The organism is Streptomyces cucumeris, from assembly GCF_024295805.1.
Taxonomy (GTDB): Bacteria; Actinomycetota; Actinomycetes; order Streptomycetales; family Streptomycetaceae; genus Streptomyces; species Streptomyces cucumeris.
Genome location: NZ_JANCLX010000005.1, coordinates 181638 through 202664, shown reverse-complemented (window position 1 = coordinate 202664; position 21027 = coordinate 181638). Strand labels below are relative to the sequence as shown.

At 69.1% G+C, this 21027-nt stretch carries 17 protein-coding genes; 14 read left to right on the top strand and 3 right to left on the bottom strand.

The genetic code is table 11. The features are described from left to right. Positions 1–92 precede the first annotated feature (92 nt). From tig to clpX, 4 genes are all read left to right on the top strand, one after another. A complete protein-coding gene (gene tig, locus NMK44_RS09780) occupies positions 93–1517 on the top strand; it encodes a trigger factor (protein ID WP_254740474.1) in 1425 nt (474 codons plus the stop codon). 301 nt (positions 1518–1818) lie between these two features. Further along, positions 1819–2421 (top strand): ATP-dependent Clp protease proteolytic subunit, encoded by a 603-nt coding sequence (locus NMK44_RS09775; protein WP_254740846.1) that lies wholly within the window; start codon positions 1819–1821, stop codon positions 2419–2421. A gap of 61 nt (positions 2422–2482) precedes the next feature. Beyond that, positions 2483–3139 carry an ATP-dependent Clp protease proteolytic subunit gene (locus tag NMK44_RS09770; RefSeq protein ID WP_254740844.1) on the top strand — a complete coding sequence of 219 codons (657 nt, stop codon included), beginning with the start codon at positions 2483–2485 and terminating at the stop codon, positions 3137–3139. A 178-nt stretch (positions 3140–3317) separates the two neighbouring features. Next, positions 3318–4604: an ATP-dependent Clp protease ATP-binding subunit ClpX gene (gene clpX / locus NMK44_RS09765; protein WP_254740472.1), complete on the top strand. Its 1287-nt coding sequence runs from the start codon at positions 3318–3320 to the stop codon at positions 4602–4604. A gap of 130 nt (positions 4605–4734) precedes the next feature. Here clpX and NMK44_RS09760 read toward each other — a convergent pair whose 3' ends face one another. Genes NMK44_RS09760 through NMK44_RS09750 form a run of 3 tightly spaced genes read right to left on the bottom strand, consistent with a single transcriptional unit; the run spans position 4735 to position 7583 of the window. Then, a complete protein-coding gene (locus NMK44_RS09760; RefSeq protein ID WP_254740470.1) occupies positions 4735–5580 on the bottom strand; it encodes a hypothetical protein in 846 nt (281 codons plus the stop codon). A 30-nt stretch (positions 5581–5610) separates the two neighbouring features. Further along, the gene (locus tag NMK44_RS09755; protein ID WP_254740468.1) at positions 5611–6645 is read right to left on the bottom strand and encodes a hypothetical protein; all 1035 of its coding nucleotides are present in this window, start codon (positions 6643–6645) and stop codon (positions 5611–5613) included. A 29-nt stretch (positions 6646–6674) separates the two neighbouring features. Continuing rightward, on the bottom strand, positions 6675–7583 hold the full coding sequence (locus tag NMK44_RS09750) for a hypothetical protein (RefSeq protein ID WP_254740466.1): 909 nt from the start codon (positions 7581–7583) through the stop codon (positions 6675–6677). Between the two features lie 122 nt (positions 7584–7705). Here NMK44_RS09750 and NMK44_RS09745 point away from each other — a divergent pair, with 122 nt between their 5' ends. The 10 genes from NMK44_RS09745 to rodA all read left to right on the top strand — a co-directional run bounded on the left by NMK44_RS09745 (position 7706) and on the right by rodA (position 20982). Next, positions 7706–10336: a valine--tRNA ligase gene (locus tag NMK44_RS09745; protein WP_254740464.1), complete on the top strand. Its 2631-nt coding sequence runs from the start codon at positions 7706–7708 to the stop codon at positions 10334–10336. 195 nt (positions 10337–10531) lie between these two features. Beyond that, positions 10532–11980, top strand: coding sequence for a peptidoglycan D,D-transpeptidase FtsI family protein (locus tag NMK44_RS09740; protein WP_254740462.1), 1449 nt, complete (start codon positions 10532–10534; stop codon positions 11978–11980). Positions 11981–12032: 52 nt separating this feature from the next. After that, a complete protein-coding gene (gene folC / locus NMK44_RS09735; RefSeq protein ID WP_308358450.1) occupies positions 12033–13544 on the top strand; it encodes a bifunctional tetrahydrofolate synthase/dihydrofolate synthase in 1512 nt (503 codons plus the stop codon). 1 nt (position 13545) lies between these two features. Continuing rightward, entirely contained in the window at positions 13546–13902 is a 357-nt protein-coding gene (locus tag NMK44_RS09730) for a DUF4233 domain-containing protein (RefSeq protein WP_254740460.1), read from the top strand. Positions 13903–13977: 75 nt separating this feature from the next. Beyond that, positions 13978–14391 (top strand): nucleoside-diphosphate kinase, encoded by a 414-nt coding sequence (ndk, locus tag NMK44_RS09725; RefSeq protein ID WP_254740458.1) that lies wholly within the window; start codon positions 13978–13980, stop codon positions 14389–14391. A 318-nt stretch (positions 14392–14709) separates the two neighbouring features. Next, positions 14710–15729 (top strand): rod shape-determining protein, encoded by a 1020-nt coding sequence (locus tag NMK44_RS09720; RefSeq protein ID WP_060944038.1) that lies wholly within the window; start codon positions 14710–14712, stop codon positions 15727–15729. A gap of 152 nt (positions 15730–15881) precedes the next feature. Further along, positions 15882–16919, top strand: a complete 1038-nt coding sequence (mreC, locus tag NMK44_RS09715) for a rod shape-determining protein MreC (protein ID WP_254740456.1) — start codon at positions 15882–15884, stop codon at positions 16917–16919. A gap of 6 nt (positions 16920–16925) precedes the next feature. Continuing rightward, the gene (gene mreD / locus NMK44_RS09710) at positions 16926–17642 is read left to right on the top strand and encodes a rod shape-determining protein MreD (protein WP_254740840.1); all 717 of its coding nucleotides are present in this window, start codon (positions 16926–16928) and stop codon (positions 17640–17642) included. Then, positions 17639–19783, top strand: coding sequence for a penicillin-binding protein 2 (gene mrdA, locus NMK44_RS09705; RefSeq protein WP_254740454.1), 2145 nt, complete (start codon positions 17639–17641; stop codon positions 19781–19783). The genes mreD and mrdA overlap by 4 nt, the downstream gene beginning before the upstream one ends. After that, positions 19780–20982 carry a rod shape-determining protein RodA gene (rodA, locus tag NMK44_RS09700; protein WP_254740452.1) on the top strand — a complete coding sequence of 401 codons (1203 nt, stop codon included), beginning with the start codon at positions 19780–19782 and terminating at the stop codon, positions 20980–20982. Before mrdA ends, rodA begins: the two co-directional genes overlap by 4 nt. Positions 20983–21027 lie beyond the last annotated feature (45 nt).

Below are 21027 nucleotides of genomic sequence, written 5' to 3'. Positions count from 1 at the left end.
GTCTGTGTCTTTTCTCTGCCGGGCGCGATCCGCTGCGGACGCATCAGCGCATGCAGCAGAACACCACACGCCAGCCCCAAGGAGACCGAACCGTGAAGAGCGCCGTGGAGAACCTGAACCCGACCCGGGTTCGGCTCACTGTCGAGGTGCCCTTCGAGGAGCTCAAGCCCAGCCTCGACGCGGCGTACAAGAAGATCAACCAGCAGGTCTCGGTGCCTGGGTTCCGCAAGGGCAAGATCCCGGCCCGCGTGATCGACCAGCGGTTCGGCCGCGGAGCGGTGCTGGAGGAGGCCGTCAACGACGCGCTCCCGAAGTTCTACACCGAAGCGGTCAACGAGGGTGAGCTGAACCCGCTGGGTCAGCCCGAGGTGGACATCACCGAGCTCAAGGACAACGAGCTCCTGGCCTTCACCGCCGAGGTCGACATCCGCCCGGCGATCGAGATCCCCGACTACTCGGGCATCGAGGTCACGGTGGACTCCGTCGAGGTGTCCGATGAGGACATCGACCAGTCGATCGAGCAGCTCCGTGACCGCTTCGCCACCACCAGCGCCGTCGAGCGCGCCGCGGCCGAGGGCGACGTCGTCGTCATCGACCTCGAGGCCAAGGTCGACGGTGAGGTCCTGGAGGACGGTGTCGCCCAGGGCGTCACCTACACCATCGGCTCCGGTGAGCTGCTGGACGGTATCGACGAGGCCGTGACCGGCCTGGAGGCCGGTGGCTCCACCACCTTCACCTCCGAGCTCAAGGGCGGCTCCGCCCAGGGCAAGGAGGCCGAGGTCTCGGTCCAGGTCTCCGAGGTCAAGGCCCGTGAGCTGCCCGAGCTGGACGATGACTTCGCCCAGCTCGCCAGCGAGTTCGACACCCTCGAGGAGCTGCGCGCGGACAGCCGCAAGCGCCTGGAGCGGACCAAGAAGTTCGAGCAGGCCACCCAGGCCCAGGAGAAGGTGCTGGACGCCCTCCTGGAGCTGGTCGAGGTCCCGATCCCCGAGAAGCTGCTCGAGGACGAGATCAACACCCGCAAGCACAACCTGGAGCACCACCAGCTCGGCCAGATGGGCCTGAACCTGGAGTCCTACCTCCAGATGCAGGGCAAGACCGCCGAGGAGTTCGACGCCGAGCTCAAGGAGCAGGCCGAGAAGGGCATCCGCACCCAGTTCGTCCTGGACGAGCTGGTCAACAAGGAGCAGCTCTCGGTCGGCCAGGAGGAGCTCACCGAGCACCTGATGCGCCGTGCGCAGTCCTCCGGTATGAGCCCCGACCAGTTCGCCCAGGCCGTCGTCGAGGGCGGCCAGGTGCCGATGCTCGTCGGTGAGGTCGCCCGCGGCAAGGCGCTGGCCGTCGTGGTCGAGGCCGCCAAGGTCGTCGACGACAAGGGCGAGACCGTCGACCTGGACGACGAGGACGAGACCGGCGAGACCGTCGAGGCCACCTCCGAGGAGGGCGCCGAGACCGCCGAGACCGCCGCCGAGGAGACCCAGGCCGAGGGCGACAAGCAGGACAAGGCCGAGAGCTGACCCTCGTCCGCCCCTTAGCCCGTACGAACGGGCCCGAACGTCTGCACACGTCCGGGCCCGTTCGTGTTCCGCGAAGCGGTACCCCCGGGCCCGTGCCGGGGGCGGGACATGCGCTCAGAGCGAACAGTTCCTGATGCGGGATGGCGCCCGCCGACCAGCGCGTTAGGGTCCGTAGATACGAGGGCAGGGGAGTCTCACGAGCCCGCCGGAGCGCACCGGCGGCCATATCCCCCAGCCCAGAGAAGACGCTGAGACGGCCAGTCGCCGTCAGAGACGAGCAGGTGGATACGTGACGAATACGATGCCTTCCGCCGCCGGCGAGCCGACCATCGGTGGCCTCGGCGACCAGGTCTACAACCGGCTGCTCGGCGAGCGGATCATCTTCCTCGGCCAGCCGGTCGACGACGACATCGCGAACAAGATCACGGCGCAGTTGCTCCTGCTGGCAGCCGACCCGGACAAGGACATCTATCTCTACATCAACTCCCCGGGCGGCTCGATCTCGGCCGGCATGGCGATCTACGACACCATGCAGTACATCCAGAACGACGTGGTCACCATCGCCATGGGCCTCGCCGCCTCGATGGGACAGTTCCTGCTGAGTGCCGGCACCCCGGGCAAGCGGTTCGCGCTGCCGAACGCCGAGATCCTGATCCACCAGCCCTCCGCGGGCCTGGCGGGTTCGGCCTCGGACATCAAGATCCACGCAGAGCGGCTGCTGCACACCAAGAAGCGCATGGCGGAGCTGACCGCCTTCCACACCGGCCAGACCGTGGAGCAGATCACCCGCGACTCGGACCGTGACCGCTGGTTCTCCGCCGATGAGGCCAAGGCGTACGGCCTGGTGGACGACGTCATGGTGTCCGCGTCCAGCGTTCCGGGCGGGGGCGGCACCGGGGCCTGAGTCCCGCCGTCCCGTAACCGACCTCCAGCCCTCAGATCGCCACAGGATGGTGAAGACCCAGATGAACAACTTCCCCGGCAGCGGTATCTACGAACGCCCGATGGCCGAATCCCGCTATGTCGTGCCGCGCTTCGTCGAGCGCACCTCCCAGGGCATCCGTGAGTACGACCCGTACGCCAAGCTCTTCGAGGAGCGGGTGATCTTCCTGGGCGTGCAGATCGACGACGCCTCGGCCAACGACGTCATGGCGCAGCTCCTGTGCCTGGAGTCGATGGACCCGGACCGCGACATTTCGGTCTACATCAACTCGCCCGGCGGCTCGTTCACCGCGCTGACCGCCATCTACGACACGATGCAGTTCGTCAAGCCCGACATCCAGACGGTCTGCATGGGCCAGGCGGCCTCGGCCGCCGCCGTGCTGCTCGCCGCCGGTACCCCCGGCAAGCGGATGGCGCTGCCCAACGCCCGGATCCTGATCCACCAGCCGTACAGCGAGACCGGCCGCGGCCAGGTCTCCGACCTGGAGATCGCGGCCAACGAGATCCTGCGGATGCGCTCGCAGCTGGAGGAGATGCTGGCCAAGCACTCCACCACGCCGATCGAGAAGATCCGCGACGACATCGAGCGGGACAAGATCCTCACCGCCGAGGAGTCGCTGGCGTACGGTCTGGTCGACCAGATCGTCTCGACCCGCAAGACCTCCGTCGGCCTCGGCTGACGCACCGGTGACACCGCCCCCCTCGGACCGAGTAGGTCCAAGGGGGGCCCGAACCGGGGGCCCGGCAAGGTACCGTCATAGAGGGCCGGGGCCGGTCTCCGGTCACACAGCAGAAAGCGCAGCGCAAGCACCCGGGTCCGCGGAGCAAAGCGGATCCAAGGCGAAGGGGAAGCACCTCGTGGCACGCATCGGTGACGGCGGCGACCTGCTCAAGTGCTCGTTCTGCGGGAAGAGCCAGAAGCAGGTGAAGAAGCTCATCGCGGGCCCGGGTGTGTACATCTGCGATGAGTGCATCGATCTCTGCAACGAGATCATCGAGGAGGAGCTCGCCGAGACCTCCGAGGTGCGCTGGGAGGAACTCCCCAAGCCGCGTGAGATCTATGAGTTCCTCGAGGGCTATGTGGTCGGCCAGGAAGCCGCCAAGAAGGCGCTCTCCGTCGCCGTCTACAACCACTACAAGCGGGTGCAGGCGGGCGAGAACGGAGGCAACAGCCGCGACGACGGCATCGAGTTGGCGAAGTCCAACATCCTGCTGCTCGGCCCCACCGGCTCCGGCAAGACGCTGCTGGCCCAGACCCTCGCCCGGATGCTCAACGTCCCCTTCGCCATCGCCGACGCCACCGCGCTCACCGAGGCGGGCTACGTCGGCGAGGACGTGGAGAACATCCTCCTGAAGCTCATCCAGGCCGCTGACTACGACGTCAAGAAGGCCGAGACGGGCATCATCTACATCGACGAGATCGACAAGGTCGCCCGCAAGAGCGAGAACCCCTCGATCACCCGCGATGTCTCCGGTGAGGGCGTCCAGCAGGCACTGCTGAAGATCCTCGAGGGCACCACCGCCTCGGTTCCGCCGCAGGGCGGCCGTAAGCACCCGCACCAGGAGTTCATCCAGATCGACACCACGAACGTGCTGTTCATCGTGGGCGGTGCGTTCGCCGGTCTGGAGAAGATCATCGAGTCGCGGGCGGGCGCCAAGGGCATCGGCTTCGGCGCCACCATCCGCTCCAAGCGCGAGATCGAGGCCAGCGACCAGTTCCAGGAGGTCATGCCGGAGGACCTGGTGAAGTTCGGGATGATCCCGGAGTTCATCGGCCGTCTCCCGGTCATCACCTCCGTCCACAACCTCGACCGCGAGGCGCTGCTCCAGATCCTGGTCGAGCCGCGGAACGCGCTGGTCAAGCAGTACCAGCGGCTGTTCGAACTCGACGGTGTGGAGCTGGACTTCGACCGTCCGGCCCTGGAGGCCATCGCCGACCAGGCGATCCTGCGGGGCACCGGCGCCCGTGGTCTGCGCGCCATCATCGAAGAGGTGCTGATGTCGGCGATGTACGAGGTGCCGTCCCGCAAGGACGTCGCCCGGGTCGTCATCACCGAGGACGTCGTGCACTCCAACGTGAACCCGACCCTGGTCCCGCGCACCCGCGGCAGCGAGCCGGGCGAGCGCCACGAGAAGAGCGCCTGACCGCCTCAGCACCCCCGGCGCGGGCGTCAGCGCCCCCAGAGCGTACGAAGAGGGCCCCGGGTCTCCCGGGGCCCTCTTCGTACGCTCCTGGTGCCTCTGACGCGCGCCTGAGGGCGCCCCCGCGGCGCCCTCAGGCGGGCTTGCGGGTGTCCTTGTAGATTCCGGCGGTCACCTTGGCGAAGGCTTCCACGTCCACATCGGACGCGTCCTCGCTCTCACCGTCGACGTCCAGCACCATCGCGGCGTCCGTCTTCTCCGCCCAGGCGCAGGCCGGGGCGTAGAGCCGGTCGTAGATCTTGACGACCTCGCATTCGATGGCGGGGCCGTCCGCGCCGCCGGGCGTGAACTTCTTGCGCTTCCGCTCCACGCTCGGGGAGCTGTCGCCACCCTTGAAGCCCTTGAACATCGAGTCCTGGACCTTCCCGGGATCGCTGATCTCGCCGTACATACCGGAGAAGACCAGCCCCGAGTTCTCGTCGTCGGACTGGGTGTAGCGGGCCATGACGGAGGTCGCGCCCTCGGGCATGCTGTCCTGCACGGTCGTGCCCTCGTTCTTGAGGTCCGACGTGCCCTTGTCCAGCTTGTAGTTGCCCTCGTCGAGCTCCTTGGGGGTGACCAGCTTCATCGCCTCGGGCTTGTCCTCGCCACCGGTGAGCACCACGGCTCCGGTGACGGCCGCGGCCACCACCACGGCCGCGGCGGCCGTAATGGCGATGATCTTGGTTTTGTTGCGGCCGCCGCCGGTCCCGGGCTGGCCGGGGTAGGGAGGCTGGCCGTAGGGGCCCGGCTGCTGGGGGTAGCCGTACCCCTGCTGGGGTGCCTGCGGCTGCTGGGGGTAGCCGTAGGACGGGGACTGGGCGTACGGGTTGGGCTCGCCCTGCGGCTGCTGCTGACCCCCGCCGTACGGATTGGGCTGACCGCCACCGAACGGTCCGGGCGGAGGACCGGGCGGCGGCGGTGGCTGGTTGTAGCTCATGGGTGCTGGGGATTCCCCTTTCCGGTTCGGTTACTTGATCTCGACGCGCGCGTCCTTGCGGACGTTGGCGGTGATCTCGGCGGCCTCGTCCAGGGTCAGACCCCGGCCGGACACCGCGGACGCCGTGTCGGAGACCACCACGTAGCCGACGGTGCTGTGGTCACCCCACATGCAGATCGGGATGGTGAACGACTTGGCCCCGCTGGTGGCGGACGACCCCGGGTTGAACTTGGCGTTCTGGCACTTCATCACGGCGTCGTCGAGCCCGCTGGGGGACTTCTCCTCCGGGCTGCCGACCAGTTCGGCCGTGGCGCCGCTGGACCCGGCGGACGGGTCGTCCGTGGCGGCCTTGGCCATCTTGTCGAAGGCGCCGTCGACGACCTTCGCGGGATCCTTCACCTCGCCCCAGACGCCCTTGAACTCCAGGGCCTTGAGGTCCATGCCCGAGCCCGACTTGTAGCGGGCGCCGGTGCCCTCCGGGTCGGTCACGCCGAAGGCGGCGAAGTCGCGCTTGTCGCTCTCGGTCAGTGCGGAGCTCGCGTCCTGACCGGGCTCCTTCTTGTACTCCGAGGCCACCGTCTCCGGCGTCGTGAGCTTGTAGCGCTTGCCGTTGTCGGGGACCGAGCCGCCGACCTTGTCGCCGCCCTTGGCCTTGGATCCGCCCTTGTCGTCGTCACCGCCGCCCATGAGCACGATGCCGCCGATCACCGCGGCCACCACGACCACCGCGCCGATGGCGATGGCTATGCCCTTCTTCTTGTTGCCGCCCGGCTCCGGCTGGTACGGGCCCGGCCCGCCCGGCTGCCCGTAGGGCGGCTGCTGGCCGTACGGCTGCTGGGGCTGGCCGTAGGGCGGGGCGGGCTGCTGCGGCTGCTGCTGCGGGTAGCCGTAGCCCGGCTGCGGCTGGCCCTGCGGCTGCGCGTAGGGGTTCGGCGGCGGGGGCTGCTGCCCGTAGCCACCCTGCTGCGGGTAGCCGTAGCCGGGCTGGCCGGCGGCACCGCCCTGCCCGTAGGGACCCGGCTGCTGCGGCTGCTGGCCGTAGGGGCCCGGCTGGTTGTAGCTCATCTCAGTCCTTCGTTCGAACTCGGGTGTTGCTAGCTGTCCCGTGCGACGCGCGCGTCCTTGCGCACCTTGGCCGTCAGGTCGGCGGCGTCCTTCAAGGACATGCTGTCGCCCAGAACCGCGGCAGCCGGGTCCGCCATCACGGCCACGCCCAGGGTGTTCTCATCGCCCCAGACGCATGCGGGTGCCTCCATGGATCCCTGTTGCGATGTGAACTTCATCGACTGGCACTTCAGGACGTCCCCGTCGAAGTCCTCCGGGGTGAACTCCTGGGCCGAGCCGTTGGCCTCGGCGGTGCCGTTGTCCTGGAGGGTCTTGACGATGACCGCCAGGACGAGATCGGCGCCCCGCCGGGGGTCGGTCACCTCGCCCCAGACACCGGTGAACTTCATCATCTTCTTGCCGGCCGTCTGGTAGTCGGCGGCCACCAGGTGCGGGTCCTTGACGACCGGGACGCTCCGGAGGTCCTTGCGGCCCGCCGCCGACAGATCGCTGTCGTCGGTGCCCGACCCCTGGCGCTGGTACTCCGCCGCGACCGTCTTGGGCGTCGTCAGCTTGTACGGACCGCTCTCGCCGCCGAGCAGCACGAAGCCCCCCACCACCAGACCGCCCACGACCACCAGGGCGCCCACCGTGAGACCGATGGTCCGCCCCTTGCCGCGGCCGCCGGACGCGGGCGCGGGCGGCGGTCCGCCGTAGTAGCCCGCCCCCTGCTGCGGCGCCCCCTGCTGCGGAGGCCGGCCGTAGGGCGTCTGGGGCGGCGCCGCGTACGGACCCGGCGCGCCGTAGCCGCCCTGCTGTCCATAGCCTCCCTGCGGGGGCTGGGCGTATCCGCCGGGCTGCTGGGCATACGGATTGGGCACAGGCGGCTGACCGGCGCCGTACGGCCCTGGCTGACCCCCGTAGGGGCCGGGCTGCGGCGGCGGCTGCTGATAGCTCATCGTGCCTCTCTCCTTGATGCGCATGACAGGTGCGGAACATCCTTCCCGACGCGCTGCCGTGGCTTGGCGCCGGGGCCACAACGGGTTCGTAACGGACTGCCCCCGCCCTTTAGACTGCCGTCGTGACCGAGAACTCTTCGCAGCGCCCCGACGGGCCGAACAGCCACCCCGAACTGCCGACCCAGTACGCGCCGGCCGATGTAGAGGGGCAGTTGTACGAGCGCTGGGTAGAGCGAGGTTATTTCGAGGCCAGCGCCAAGAGCGACAAAGAGCCCTACACCGTCGTCATCCCGCCCCCGAACGTGACCGGATCGCTGCACCTCGGTCATGCCTTCGAGCACACCCTCATCGACGCGCTCACCCGGCGCAAGCGCATGCAGGGCTACGAGACGCTGTGGCAGCCGGGGATGGACCACGCCGGTATCGCCACACAGAACGTGGTCGAGCGGGAACTGGCCAAGGAGGGCGTCTCCCGCCACGACCTGGGCCGGGAGGCGTTCGTCGAGCGGGTCTGGCGCTGGAAGGGCGAGTCGGGCGGGCAGATCTCCGGCCAGATGCGGCGCCTGGGTGACGGTGTCGCCTGGAACCGCGAGCGGTTCACGATGGACGAGGGCCTGTCCAAGTCCGTCCAGACCATCTTCAAGAAGCTCTACGACGATGAGCTGATCTACCGCGCCGAGCGCATCATCAACTGGTGCCCCCGCTGTCTCACGGCCATCTCCGACATCGAGGTCGAGTACGACGACGAGGACGGCGAGCTCGTCTCGATCCGCTACGGCGAGGGGGATGCGTCGATCGTCGTCGCGACCACCCGCGCGGAGACGATGCTGGGCGACACCGCGGTCGCGGTCCACCCGGAGGACGAGCGCTACCGCCACCTGGTCGGCACCGAGATCGAACTGCCGCTCACCGGCCGTCGCATCCCGGTCGTCGCCGACGCCCACGTCGACCCGGAGTTCGGCACCGGCGCGGTCAAGGTCACCCCGGCCCATGACCCGAACGACTTCGAGATCGGCCAGCGCCACGGCCTGCCGAACCTCTCCGTCATGGACGAGCACGCGGTGATCACCGCCCACGGCCCCTTCCAGGGCCTGGACCGGCTGGAGGCCCGCAGCGCCATCGTCGGCGCGCTGCGCGCCGAGGGCCGCATCGTCACCGAGAAGCGGCCGTACACCCACTCCGTCGGCCACTGCTCGCGCTGCAAGACCACCATCGAGCCGCGGCTGTCCATGCAGTGGTGGGTCAAGGTCGGTCCGCTCGCCAAGGCCGCGGGCGACGCCGTCCGCGACGGCCGGGTGAAGATCCACCCGGAGGACATGTCGAAGCGCTACTTCGACTGGGTCGACAACCTCCACGACTGGTGCATCTCGCGCCAGCTCTGGTGGGGCCACCGGATCCCGGTCTGGTACGGGCCGGAGGGCGAGGTCGTCTGCGTCGGACCGGACGAGGAGCCGCCGAGCGGCGCGGGCTGGCACCAGGACAATGACGTCCTGGACACCTGGTTCTCCTCCGGGCTGTGGCCGTTCTCCACGATGGGCTGGCCGGAGCGGACCGAGAGCCTGGAGAAGTTCTATCCGAACTCCGTCCTGGTCACCGGCTACGACATCCTGTTCTTCTGGGTCGCCCGGATGATGATGTTCGGCCTGTACGCGATGGACGGCACCCCGCCGTTCCACACCATCGCCCTGCACGGGATGGTCCGTGACCAGTTCGGCAAGAAGATGTCCAAGTCCTTCGGGAACGCGGTCAATCCGCTGGACTGGATGGACCAGTACGGCTCCGACGCGGTCCGCTTCACCCTGGCCCGCGGCGCCAATCCCGGTGTGGACGTCCCGATCGGCGAGGACTGGGTCCAGGCGTCCCGGAACTTCGCCAACAAGATCTGGAACGCGACCCGCTTCGCCCTGATGAACGGCGCCACGGTCGAGGGCGAACTCCCCGCCCCCGAGCGGCTCTCGGCCACCGACCGCTGGATCCTGTCCCGGCTGAACGAGGTCGTCGCCGAGGTCGACGCGTTCTACGAGGACTACCAGTTCGCCAAGCTCTCCGACGTCCTCTACCACTTCGCCTGGGACGAGGTCTTCGACTGGTACGTCGAGCTGTCCAAGACCACCTTCGCCAAGGGCGGTCCGGAGGCCGACGCCTCGCGCCGCGTCCTCGGCGAGGTCCTGGACGTCACCCTGCGGCTGCTGCACCCGGTCGTCCCGTTCGTCACCGAGAAGCTGTGGACCTCGCTGACCGGTCAGGAGTCGGTGGTCATCGCCGACTGGCCGAAGGACAGCGGCTTCCGGGACGAGGCGGCGGAGCGGGAGATCGAGAACCTCCAGCAGGTGGTCACCGAGGTCCGCCGGTTCCGTGCCGACCAGGGTCTCCAGCCCGGTCAGCGGGTCCCCGCGCGGCTCGACCTGTCCGGTACGCCGCTGGCGCCCCATGAGGACGCCATGCGGTCGCTGCTGCGTCTCCAGCCCGCCGGTGAGGAGTTCACCGCGACCGCCTCGCTGCCGGTCGCGGGCGCGACGGTGGCGCTGGACCTGTCCGGTGCGATCGACGTCGAGGCCGAGCGCAAGCGGCTGGCCAAGGACCTCGCCGCGGCCGAGAAGGACAAGGCGCAGACCACGGCGAAGCTGGCCAACGAGGGCTTCCTCGCCAAGGCGCCGGATCACGTGGTCGAGAAGATCCGCACCCGGCAGGCGACCGCCGAGGCCGATATCGCCCGGATCACCGCCCAGTTGGCGGCCCTGCCCAAGGGCTGACCCAGGGCTGATCCACCGCGTAGCCACCAGCAGCGCCCCCGCCGTCCGACGGCGGGGGCGCTGACGCGTTCCGGCTCACTTCAGGCCCGGGGCACACCGGTCTCACAGCGGATGCACAGGTATGCCCCATCGGGAACCACAACGGACCTTCCGGGAGTCTTTCTCCATGTACGTCCCGGAAGGAGATCTGGCCGAATGAACAAGCCGCTGCGGAACGCCTCGGTGTTCTCCCTGCTGCTGGTGCTGACCCTGATCGCGTGGGTCACCTATGTCCAGGTGGCGCGGGGCAGCAGCCTCCGGGACAACCCGCACAACACCCGCAGGGCCATCGCCCAGTACGCCAACCCCCTCGGCGACATCGTGGTCGACGGCAAGCCGGTCACCGGCTCCCGGGCCACCGAGGGCAGTCTGCGCTACAAGCGCACCTACACCGACGGCGAGCTGTACGCGCCGGTCACCGGCTACGCCTCCCAGTCCTACGGCAGCAACCAGCTTGAGGCCCTGGAGCGCCCGGTCCTCGACGGCTCCGACAGCAGGCTGAAGAACCCCCTCCAGGCGGTCACCCGGGAGCGCTCCGAGCCCGGTGACGTGATCACCACGATCGACCCGGCCGCCCAGAAGGCCGCCTTCGAGGGGCTGGGGGACAAGACCGGCGCCGCCGTGGCGATCGATCCGGACACCGGCCGCGTCCTCGCCCTGGTGAGCACACCCTCCTACAACCCCGGCAGCTTCGCGGGCTCCTCCACCGGCGACCAGAAGGCGTGGCAGGCGCTCCAGAAGGACAAGAAGCAGCCGATGCTGAACCGGGCGCTGCGCCAGACGTACCCGCCGGGTTCGGCCTTCAAGCTGGTGGTGGCCGCCGCCGCGCTGGAGGACGGGCTGTACGACTCGGTGGACGTGGCGACCGAGAGCCCCGATCCGTATCTGCTGCCGGGCACCGCCACCAAGATGCGCAACGAGAACCCGTCCGCGCCCTGTGAGGACGCCACGATCCGTACCGCCCTCCAGTACTCGTGCAACACGGTCTTCGCCAAGATGGCCGTGGATCTGGGCCAGGAGAAGGTGGCGGCACAGGCCGAGAAGATGGGGTTCGGCGACTCCGAGCTGGACATCCCGGTGCGTGCCGCGAAGAGCGTCTATCCGGACGGGATGAACGACGCGCAGACCGGACTGAGCGGTATCGGCCAGTTCGACGTCACCGCGACCCCGCTCCAGATGGCCATGGTGACCTCGGCCATCGCCGAGGGCGGCAAGCTGATGACGCCGCATCTGGTGGACCGTACGACCGATGGCGGCGCGTCCGCCCTGGACCGTACCGAGCCGGAGGAGTACGGCCGGGCGATGTCCGAGGACACCGCGTCCGAGCTGCGCTCGGCGATGCGGACCGTGGTGGACGAGGGCACCGGCACCAACGCCCGGATCCCCGGGACGGAGGTGGGCGGCAAGACCGGTACCGCGCAGCACGGGGAGAACAACAGCGGTACGCCGTACGCGTGGTTCGTCAGTTACGCGGATGACGGCAAGGGACACAAGGTGGCGGTGGCGGTGGTGGTCGAGGACAGCGACGCCGCGCGCGCCGATGTCTCCGGCGGGGGTCTGGCCGGTCCGATCGCCCGGTCGGTGATGCGGGCCACGCTGGGCTGACGGTACGAGGCGCGCGAAGGACCCGAGGGTCCTGGCTCGTAGACTGGACCGTGTGAGCGAGCGCCCCCAGAACGAAGCCGACGAACCGGACGAATTCGAAGAGATCGTCGAAGCCGAGACCGACCGTGATCCCGACCTGGCGGTGATCGAGGCCGGCAGCCGCACCCTGCGCACCCAGTCCGGGCCGCCGCAGGGTGACGGCATCCCGGCCCGGCCCACCGACCCCGAGGTGGAGCGCGCGCTGCGCGAGGTGGAGGCCGAGCTGGCCGCGCGCTGGCCGGAGACCAAGCTGGACCCGTCGCTCGCGCGCATCGAGGCGCTGATGGACATCCTCGGCTCCCCGCAGCGCGCCTACCCCTCGATCCACATCACCGGGACCAACGGCAAGACCAGTACCGCGCGCATGATCGAGGCGCTGCTGGGCGCCTTCGAGCTGCGCACCGGCCGCTACACCAGCCCGCATGTGCAGTCCATCACCGAGCGGATCAGCCTGGACGGCGCGCCCATCTCCGCCGAGCGGTTCATCGAGACATACCAGGACATCAAGCCGTATGTGGACATGGTGGACGGACAGCAGGAGCACCGGCTGTCCTTCTTCGAGGTGCTGACCGGTATGGCCTACGCGGCCTTCGCCGACGCGCCGGTGGACATCGCGGTCGTCGAGGTCGGTATGGGCGGCTCCTGGGACGCCACCAATGTGATCGACGCGGGGGTCTCGGTGATCATGCCGATCTCCCTGGACCACACCGCCCGGCTCGGCACCACGCCCGAGCAGATCGCCGTGGAGAAGTCCGGGATAGTCAAGCAGGACGCCACCGTGGTGCTGGCACAGCAGCCGGTGGAGGCCGCGTCCGTGATCCTCAAGCGCGCGGTCGAGGTGGACGCCACGGTCGCCCGTGAGGGCATGGAGTTCGGGGTGCTCTCCCGTGAGGTGGCGGTCGGCGGTCAGCTGCTGACCCTGCGCGGCCTCGGCGGTGAGTACCCGGAGGTCTTCCTCCCGCTGTACGGCGCCCACCAGGCGCACAACGCCGCGGTGGCCCTGGCCGCCGTCGAGGCGTTCTTCGGCATCGGCACCCAGCACGCCCGCACGCTCGACATGGACACCGTCCGCACCGCCTTCGCCTCGGTCACCTCGCCCGGCCGGATGGAGGTGGTCCGCCGCAGCCCCACCGTGGTGCTGGACGCCGCCCACAACCCGGCGGGCGCGCGTGCCGCGGCCGAGGCCGTCACCGAGGCGTTCGGCTTCAGCCGGCTGATCGGTGTGGTCGGGGCCAGCGACGACAAGGACGTGCGCGGGCTGCTGGAGGCGTTCGAGCCGGTTTTCGCCGAGGTCGTGGTGACCCGCAACTCCACCCATCGCGCGATGGACGCGGACGAGCTGGCGGCCATCGCGGTCGAGGTCTTCGGCGCCGACCGGGTGCAGGTCGAGCCCCGGCTGGACGACGCGCTGGAGCAGGCTGTCACCCTGGCGGAGGAAGAGAGCGAATACTCCGGCGCGGGGGTCCTGGTCACCGGATCCGTGATCACGGTCGGCGAGGCCCGGCTGCTTCTGGGAAAGGGCTGAAATGCGAACGCTGTGCGCCTCCACCCTGATCGGTGAGTTCTTCGTCATCGGCTTCGGGGGGCTGGTCGCGATGAAGACGGCCGATCTGTCGGCCGGAGTCGTCTGGACGGTCTGCGCTGTCGCCATGGTGCTGTGCGTGCTGCTGTGCGGGATGCTCAGCCGTCCCGGGGCGGTGCAGATCGGCTGGGCCCTCCAGCTCGGCCTGGTGCTGAGCGGTCTGGTCGTCCCCGTGATGTTCTTCCTCGGCGCGGTCTTCGCCGGGCTGTGGTGGGCCTCGGTCCACTTCGGCCGGAAGGTCGACGCGGCCAAGGCCCGGTACGCCGGAGCCGGTGCCGCCCCGTCCGCTGACGCTGCGTAACGTGACCGCTGTTCACCCATGTAGCCTCTGCGGCACAGCTTCACCCGCATGCCATTTCTCTAAGGAGCCCGCACCGTGAGCCAGCGCACTCTCGTCCTTCTCAAGCCCGACGCCGTACGCCGAGGTCTGGTGGGCGAGGTCCTGGGGCGGATCGAGAGGAAGGCCGGCTGGCGGATCACCGCCCTGGAACTGCGTGAGCTGGGCCGTGACCTCCTGGAGCAGCACTACGCCGAGCACGTCGGCAGGCCGTTCTACGAGCCGTTGGTGGAGTTCATGTCCTCCGGCCCGGTCGTGGCCCTGGTCGTCGAGGGCGAGCGTGTGATCGAGGGGGTGCGGGCGCTGGCCGGTCCGACCGACCCGATCGCCGCCGCGCCGGGCTCCATCCGCGGGGATTTCGGCACCATCGTTCGGGAGAATCTCATCCACGCCTCGGACTCGGAGGAGTCCGCACAGCGGGAAATCAAGCTTTTCTTTCCCGGTCTCGCCTGATTCCCGCCGGATCCCGCCCGGCCCGGGCTAAATGATCATCAACTTGTCACACCCCTGCTGACCTGGGGGCGGCCGAATCTATCGGCCGCCCCTCCGCATATGCGGCCCGATCGGGGGAACGCATCTCCGCGACACGACGTCACCATTAGAGGGGGCGGGCTCGTGTTCTGCTGACAATGGCGGAGGACCCCCGCAGCGTGTTCGAGCGGGCGTGACTACGATGAAACCTCCGCGCCTCGCGGCGCACCCATCCTGCCGAACCTCAAGCAAGCAATCGCTCCAGTAGGGAAGGCCTGACGTATCCTCATGGGGAACAATATGTCGTTCATCGGCCGTGACATGGCTGTCGACCTCGGCACCGCCAACACGCTGGTGTACGTCAGGGGCCGCGGGATCGTTCTCAACGAGCCGTCCGTCGTCGCCATCAACACCAACACCGGCGGAATTCTCGCCGTGGGCGCCGAGGCGAAGAAGATGATCGGCCGGACCCCTGGCAACATCGTCGCCGTGCGTCCGCTCAAGGACGGCGTCATCGCCGACTTCGAGATCACCGAGCGGATGCTGCGGTACTTCATCCTGAAGATCCACAAGCGCCGCTATCTCGCCCGGCCCCGCGTGGTGGTGTGTGTGCCGTCCGGTATCACCGGTGTGGAGCGCCGTGCCGTCATCGAGGCGTCCACCCAGGCGGGTGCCCGCCAGGTGCACATCATCGAGGAGCCTATGGCCGCCGCCATCGGTTCCGGTCTGCCGGTGCACGAGGCCACCGGCAACATGGTCGTGGACATCGGCGGCGGTACCACCGAGGTCGCCGTGATCTCGCTCGGCGGCATCGTCACCGCGCAGTCCATCCGGGTGGCCGGCGATGAGCTGGACAACGCGATCATCCAGCACATCAAGAAGGAGTACAGCCTCCTGCTTGGTGAGCGCACCGCCGAGAACATCAAGATCACCATCGGCTCCGCGTTCGAGAGCGACCAGGAGGAGCACACCGAGATCCGTGGCCGTGACCTGGTCAGCGGACTCCCCAAGACCGTTGTCATCTCCGCCGCCGAGGTCCGCAAGGCGATGGAGGAGCCGGTCAACTCGATCGTCGACGCGGTCAAGACGACCCTCGACAAGTGCCCCCCGGAGCTCTCCGGCGATGTGATGGACCGCGGCATCGTGCTCACCGGCGGCGGCGCCCTGCTGCGCGGCCTGGACGAGCGGCTGCGCCGTGAGACCGGCATGCCGATCCACATCGCCGAGGACCCGCTGGACTCCGTCGCGCTCGGCTCCGGCAAGTGCGTCGAGGAGTTCGAGGCGCTCCAGCAGGTGCTGGACGCCCAGCCCCGCAGATGACAATCCGGCGGATCCGCCGCACAGGTCGACAGCCGCTGGCTGCCCGTGCGGCGGATCGCTGATATACAGGCATAAGGCTCCTTAAGGACCGGCCGTAGAGCACATATCGCCGGGACCGGTCCTACTCCGACGAGGAAGGCACGTCGCCGCACGTGAGGGACACACGAGAGAGCCGGCTGCTTCTGGTGCTGCTGGTCGCCATCGCGTTCGCGCTGATCACGGTGGACATCCGCGGCGGCGAGGACTCACCCCTCGACGGCGCGCGCCAGGCCGCCGCTTCGGTTTTCGGCCCGGTGGAGGACGGCGTCGCGTCCGCCGTCGACCCGGTCGGCAACGCGGTGGCGGCCGTCCGGGACTCCGACGACCGGCACAACCGCATCAAGGCGCTGGAGCAGGAGAACGCCAAGCTCAAGGCGCGGCTCGGCAGCAACGACCGCAACCGCGCGCGGGTGGTCGAACTCGACAAGCTGCGGAAGGTCGCCAGCCGCGGCCAGTACGGCATCAAGGGCGCCGAGGTCATCGGTATCGGCGCCGCCCAGGGCTTCTCCTGGACCGTCACCATCGACATCGGCAGCGACGACGGCATCCGCCGCGATATGACCGTCCTCAACGGTGACGGACTGGTCGGCCGGGTCACCACCGTCGGCCCCTCCACCTCCACCGTGCTGCTCGCCATCGACCCCGACTTCACCGTCGGCACCCGGATGGAGAAGTCCGGTGAGCTCGGCTTCGCGGGCGGTCGCGGTGACCGCTCGCTCCACGTCCAGCTGTTGAACGGCAAGGCGAAGATCAAGAAGGGCGACCGGATGGTCACCTTCGGCTCCCAGGCGGACAAGCCCTTCGTGCCCGGCGTTCCGGTCGGCAAGGTGGTCCGGGTGGACCCCACCGGCGGCGACCTCACCCGCACCCTCCAGGTGCGCCCCTACGTGTCGTTCAGCAAGCTGGACATCGTCGGCGTCGTGGTCGAGCCACCGCCCTCCAACCCGCGGGACACCGTGCTGCCGCCCAAACCGGCCAAGCCCAAGCCGACGCCGACGGTCACCGTGACGGCGACCCCCTCCGGCAACGCCGACCGGCGGGGCAACACGGCCGCCGGGAACGGCACGACGGGGAACGGGAACGGCACGACCGGCAACGGCACCGCCGCCAACGGGGACAACGACGCCGCCAACAGCGACAACGGGGACTGACCGATGCTGCACCTCAACCGGATCCTCCTGTCGACCCTCCTCGTCCTCTTCGCCCTGCTCACCCAGATCTGCGTACTGGCCCGGCTCCAACTGCCCGGCGCCGTCCCGGATCTGCTGCTGCTCGTCGTCCTCGGGCTCGCCCTGGTCTACGGCCACACCGGCGGCGCCCTCATCGGCTTCGGCGCCGGGCTGCTGGCCGACCTCGCGCCCCCCGCCGACCACGCGGTCGGCCGCTACGCCCTGGTGCTGTGCGTCATCGGCTATCTGGCCGGGCTCGCCAAACCGGAGAGCGGCCAGCTCCGGTCGGCCACCGGCCCGATGCTGGTGGTCGTCGGGGCGGCCATCGGCGCCACCCTGCTGTACGCGGGCGTCGGCGAGCTCGTGGGCGATGACGCGGCCCGCCATGTGGGCCTGAGCAAGCTGCTGTTCACCGCGGCCCTCTACGACCTGCTGCTGGCTCCCTTTGCGGTACCACTGATCATGACGCTCGCCCGGAAGGCCGAGAACGATCCGATGGCCGACAGCGCGGGCGGCCCCGGCGGTGACAGCGCGTCCCGCTGGATCAGCGCCGCGGGCGGGGTCCGCACCGCGCGGGCGGGCCGGATGAGCCGGCTCAAGCGCATCGGCCGCCCGGCCCGGATCGGCGGCCAGCGCGGCGGCGGTCTCCTGGCCAAGGCGGGCAAGGGCCGGACGGGACGTATCAAGGGGGTCAAGCGCCTGTGAGCAACATTCCCGAGACCGGGCGGACCCCGCGGGTCACCGTCCGGCTGGTCGCCATCCAGATCCTCGTCTTCTCCCTGCTGCTCACCCTCGGCGGACGGCTGTGGTACCTCCAGATCCGCAACGGCGACGAGTACACCAGGAAGGCCGCCAACAACCACGTCCAGCAGGTCGTCCACCCGGCGGTGCGCGGCTCGATACTGGACGCGCGGGGCGTGCCGCTGGCCGACAACGAGACCCGGCTCGTGGTCTCCGCCAGCCGGACCGCGCTCATGAAGGAGCCGGACGACGGCAAGGCCGTGCTCACCCGGCTCGCGGGCGTGCTGAAGATGAAGCCCGACGACGTCCAGGACAAGGTCCGGCTGTGTGACGCCAAGACGCCGCAGCCGTGCTGGAACGGCTCCCCCTACCAGCCCATCCCGATCACCGACGAGGCCAGCCCGCAGCAGGCCCTGCAGATCCGGGAGCGCGAGGAGGACTTCCCCGGGATCAGCGCCGAGCCCACCGCCGTGCGCCGGTACGCCGCGCCCGCCGGGTCCAACGCCGCGCAGGTCCTCGGCTACCTCTCCCCGGTCACCGACGAGCAGATCAAGAAGGCCGAGAAGACCAAGTCGCCGCTGCTCCGCTCGGACCAGGTGGGCAGCAACGGCCTGGAGCACGAGTACGACAGCCGGCTGCGCGGCAAGGCCGGGGTCACCCGCTACGAGGTCGACAACCTCGGCCGGGTGATCGGGCAGAAGGAGAGCCAGAAGGCCCGCCCCGGGGACAACGTCGTCACCAGCATCGACTCCCGCGTCCAGGCGGTCGCGGAGAAGGAGCTGGCGCAGGCGATGAAGGACGCCCGCAAGGTGCACGACCGGAACACCGGCATCAACTACAAGGCCGACTCCGGCGCGGTCGTGGTGATGGAGGCGAAGACGGGCCGGGTGGTGGCCATGGCCTCCAACCCGACCTATGACCCCAACGCCTGGGTCGGTGGTATCTCCGGCAAGGACTACAAGCAGCTCACCGGCAAGAACTCCAACTACCCGCTGCTGAACCGGGCCATCCAGGGCCAGGCGGCCCCCGGCTCGATCTTCAAGGTGATCCCGACGACCGCCGCGGTCAACGCCGGGTACGACTTCGACGGCCGCTTCCCCTGCACCAGCTCCTTCAGTATCGGCAGCCAGGTCTTCAAGAACTTCGAGTCCGCCAACTACGGCTCCATCAACCTCGGCCGGGCCCTTGAGGTCTCCTGCGACACCGTCTTCTACAACCTCGCCTACGAGCAGTGGAAGAAGGACGGCGGCAACAAGCCCAGGAAGAAGCCCGCGGACTGGTTCTACAAGACCGCCCACCAGTTCGGCCTGGGCAAGGAGACCGGGATCGACCTGCCCAACGAGGTCACCGGCCGGGTCCCGGACCGCCAGTGGAAGAAGGACTACTGGAAGGCCAACAAGGACGGCTGGTGCAAGAGCGCCAAGAAGGACGGCGACTACGGCCAGCGGCTCTCCTACGAGAACTGCCTCGAGGGCATGAAGATGCGCGCCGGTGACTCGGTGAACTTCTCCATCGGCCAGGGCGACACCCTCGTCACGCCGATCCAGATGGCCACCATCTACTCGGCCATCTCCAACGGCGGCACGCTGTACGACCCGAGCATCGGCAAGGCGATCATCAGCCCCGACGGCAAGAAGGTCACCAAGATCAAGCCCACCCCGCACGGCAAGCTGCCGATGAACGCGGCCACCCGCGACAAGATCGACAGTGCGCTCGCCGGTGTGGCCACCCGGGGCACCGCCGCCTGGCGGTTCGGCGGCTGGCCGCAGGACAAGATCCCGATGCACGCCAAGACCGGTACCGCCGAGGTCTACGGCAAGCAGACCACCTCGTGGTTCGCGACGTACACCAAGGACTACTCGGTCATCATGACGATCTCCCAGGGCGGTACCGGCTCCGGGGCCTCGGGCCCGGCCGTTCGCAAGATCTACAACGCCCTCTACGGCATCGGCGGCAAGGGCGGTATCGACAAGAAGAAGGCGCTGCTGCCCGAGCCGCAGGCCGATCTCCCCAAGATCGAGTCCGATGGCTCCATCGAGGCCCAGCCCCTGGGCAAGCAGTTCGCCGTCACGGCGAACGACCGGCGCAGGGGGGCACAGCGATGAGCGCGTCCACCCGCGACTACTCCGTCCGCCGCTTCACTCCGGAGCGCGGCACCTGGAGCAAGCTGACCGCCCGTGACTCGCTGGTGCGGCGGCTGGACTGGGTGCTGCTGGTCTGCGCGCTCGCGCTGTCCGCCATCGGCGCGGCGCTGGTGTACTCCGCGACCCGCAACCGCACCGAGCTCAACCAGGGCGATCCGTACTACTTCCTGGTCCGGCACGCCCTCAACACCGGTATCGGGCTGCTGCTGGCCATCGGCACCATCTGGCTGGGCCACCGCACCCTGCGCGGGGCGGTGCCGATCCTCTACGGGCTCTCCGTGGTGCTGGTGCTGGCCGTGCTCACCCCGCTGGGCTCGACCGTCAACGGTGCCCACGCCTGGATCCAGGTCGGCGGCGGGTTCTCTCTCCAGCCCTCCGAGTTCGCCAAGATCACGATCATCCTGGGGATGGCCATACTGCTGGCGACCCGGGTGGACGCGGGCGACCGGGTGCACCCCGATCACCGCACCGTGGTCCAGTCCCTCGGGCTGGCCGCGCTGCCCATCGCCATCGTGCTGCTGATGCCGGACCTCGGTTCGGTGATGGTCATGGCGGTGATCGTGCTCGCCGTACTGCTGGCCTCCGGCGCCTCCAACCGCTGGGTCGCCGGGCTGATCCTCACCGCGGTGACGGGCGCGGTGCTCATCTGGCAGCTCGGCGTGCTGGACCAGTACCAGATCGACCGCTTCGCGGCCTTCGCCAACCCCGCCCTGGACCCGGCCGGTGTCGGCTACAACACCAACCAGGCGCGGATCGCGATCGGTTCGGGCGGGCTCACCGGCAAGGGGCTGTTCCACGGCACCCAGACCACCGGCCAGTTCGTGCCCGAGCAGCAGACCGACTTCGTCTTCACGGTGGCGGGGGAGGAGCTGGGCTTCCTCGGCGCGGGCCTGATCATCGTGCTGCTGGGGATCGTGCTGTGGCGGGCCTGCCGTATCGCCCGGGACACCAGTGAGCTGTACGGAACCGTCGTCGCCGCCGGGATCATCGCCTGGTTCGCCTTCCAGGCGTTCGAGAACATCGGGATGACGCTCGGCATCATGCCGGTGGCCGGACTGCCGCTGCCGTTCGTCTCCTACGGCGGTTCCTCGATGTTCGCCGTCTGGATCGCGGTCGGTCTGCTCCAGTCCATCCGGGTGCAGCGGCCGGTTTCCGCCTGACGCCGTCATCAGTCGCTCCGAGGGCTCCGGGGGCTCCCCGCACCG

What these genes read in the sequence shown, in the direction of transcription:
- NMK44_RS09775 (WP_254740846.1), top strand. Translation starts at nt 1,819, where the DNA reads ATGCCTTCCGCCGCCGGCGAGCCGACCATCGGTGGCCTCGGCGACCAG.
- NMK44_RS09770 (WP_254740844.1), top strand. Translation starts at nt 2,483, where the DNA reads ATGAACAACTTCCCCGGCAGCGGTATCTACGAACGCCCGATGGCCGAA.
- NMK44_RS09760 (WP_254740470.1), bottom strand. Translation starts at nt 5,580, where the DNA reads ATGAGCTACAACCAGCCACCGCCGCCGCCCGGTCCTCCGCCCGGACCG.
- NMK44_RS09755 (WP_254740468.1), bottom strand. Translation starts at nt 6,645, where the DNA reads ATGAGCTACAACCAGCCGGGCCCCTACGGCCAGCAGCCGCAGCAGCCG.
- NMK44_RS09750 (WP_254740466.1), bottom strand. Translation starts at nt 7,583, where the DNA reads ATGAGCTATCAGCAGCCGCCGCCGCAGCCCGGCCCCTACGGGGGTCAG.
- NMK44_RS09740 (WP_254740462.1), top strand. Translation starts at nt 10,532, where the DNA reads ATGAACAAGCCGCTGCGGAACGCCTCGGTGTTCTCCCTGCTGCTGGTG.
- NMK44_RS09730 (WP_254740460.1), top strand. Translation starts at nt 13,546, where the DNA reads ATGCGAACGCTGTGCGCCTCCACCCTGATCGGTGAGTTCTTCGTCATC.
- NMK44_RS09720 (WP_060944038.1), top strand. Translation starts at nt 14,710, where the DNA reads ATGTCGTTCATCGGCCGTGACATGGCTGTCGACCTCGGCACCGCCAAC.
- rodA (WP_254740452.1), top strand. Translation starts at nt 19,780, where the DNA reads ATGAGCGCGTCCACCCGCGACTACTCCGTCCGCCGCTTCACTCCGGAG.